2 protein-coding genes are annotated in these 1551 nt (G+C 64.2%); one reads left to right on the forward strand and one right to left on the reverse strand.

The window, feature by feature from the left end; genetic code table 11:
• The coding region (locus WA702_RS24870; protein ID WP_425113196.1) for a tripartite tricarboxylate transporter permease at positions 1–1134 on the forward strand (1134 nt) is incomplete at its 5' end.
• Between the two features lie 192 nt (positions 1135–1326).
• Here WA702_RS24870 and WA702_RS24875 read toward each other — a convergent pair.
• A partial coding sequence (locus tag WA702_RS24875) for a CoA transferase (protein ID WP_425113197.1) occupies positions 1327–1551 on the reverse strand: 225 nt, incomplete at its 5' end.

Raw genomic sequence — 1551 nt, forward strand, 5'->3', positions numbered from 1 at the left:
ACCTTCCTGGCGCCGATGATCTCGTCATTCGCGCTCAAATTCGGTCCGCCTGAATTCTTTGCGGTCTATCTGCTCACCTTCTGCTCCTTCGTCGGCCTGGGACGCGAGGACAAGCACAAGACGGTGATCTCGATGACGCTCGGGCTGCTGCTCTCCGCGATTGGCATGGACACGGTTTCCGGCCAGCTCCGCATGACCTTCGGCTCGATGGACCTGCTACGCGGCATCAACTTCCTGGTCGCCGTGATCGGCCTGTTCGGCATCAGCGAGATCCTGCTGACGATGGAGGAGCGGCTGGCGCTGCGCGGGCACGCGGCCGCGATCTCGCTGCGCACCGTGCTGTCGGTGTGGAAGGACCTGCCGAAATACTGGGTGACCCTGGTGCGCTCGTCGGTGATCGGCTGCTGGCTCGGCATCACCCCGGGTGGCGCGATCGCGGCCTCCTTCATGGGCTATAATCTGGCCAAGCGCTTCTCAAAGGATCCGGAAAGTTTTGGCAAGGGCCGCATCGAAGGGGTATTTGCGCCCGAGACCGCGGCGCATGCGTCGGGCACCTCGGCGCTGCTGCCGATGCTGGCGCTCGGGATTCCCGGCTCCGGCACGGCCGCGATCCTGCTCGGCGGCTTGATGGTGTGGGGCCTCAATCCCGGGCCATTGTTGTTCGTCGAGCACAAGGATTTCGTCTGGGGCCTGATCGCCTCGATGTATCTCGGGAATGTCGTCGGCCTGGTGCTCGTGCTCACCACCGTGCCGATCTTCGCCTCGATCCTGCGGGTGCCGTTTGCGGCGGTGGCGCCGATGATCGTGGTGTCCTGCGCGATCGGCGCCTACGCGATCCAGAACGCGATGTTCGATATCTGGCTGATGCTCGGCTTCGGCGTGGTCGGCTATGTCTTCAAGAAGATCAAGATTCCGCTTGCTCCGTTTACCCTCGCATTGGTGCTCGGCAGCCGCGCCGAGGACGCGTTCCGCCAGTCGATGATCATCTCCGCGGGCGACATGCGGGTGTTCTGGTCGAACGGCTTGGTCGGCAGCATCACGACGATCGCGATCGTGCTGCTGTTCTGGCCGCTGATCGATCGGGCGATCGCAAGCCTAGGCAAGCTGCGCGGTCCGGCCAAGGCCAGGGCGTAGGTGCAGGTCCCGCGGCGAACTCACAACCAACCTCGCCCCGCTTGCGGGGAGAGGTCGGATTGCATCGTTAGATGCAATCCGGGTGAGGGGGTACAGGTCCAACCACTCGCGCCGATCGCGCGTCTGCCCCTCACCCCAACCCTCTCCCCGTAAGGGCGGGGAGAGGGAGCGCACCGTTTTGGTCGCGCCAGCTTACACCACCTTCTGCAACCTGAGATCCGCGATCTCGCCATCGGTAAAGCCGAACTCGGAGAGTATCTCCTCGGTCTGCTCGCCGAACTCCGGCGGCCGCGCCGCCATCTGGCTCGGGGTGCGCGACAGCTTGAACGGCTGGCTCACCAGCGTGATGTCGCGTCCCTCATCGTTCGGCACCTTTTGCGCCATGCCGAGATGCTTGACCTGCGGGTCTTCGAACAT

It is taken from the genome of Bradyrhizobium sp., from assembly GCF_049798375.1.
Classification (GTDB): Bacteria; Pseudomonadota; Alphaproteobacteria; order Rhizobiales; family Xanthobacteraceae; genus Bradyrhizobium.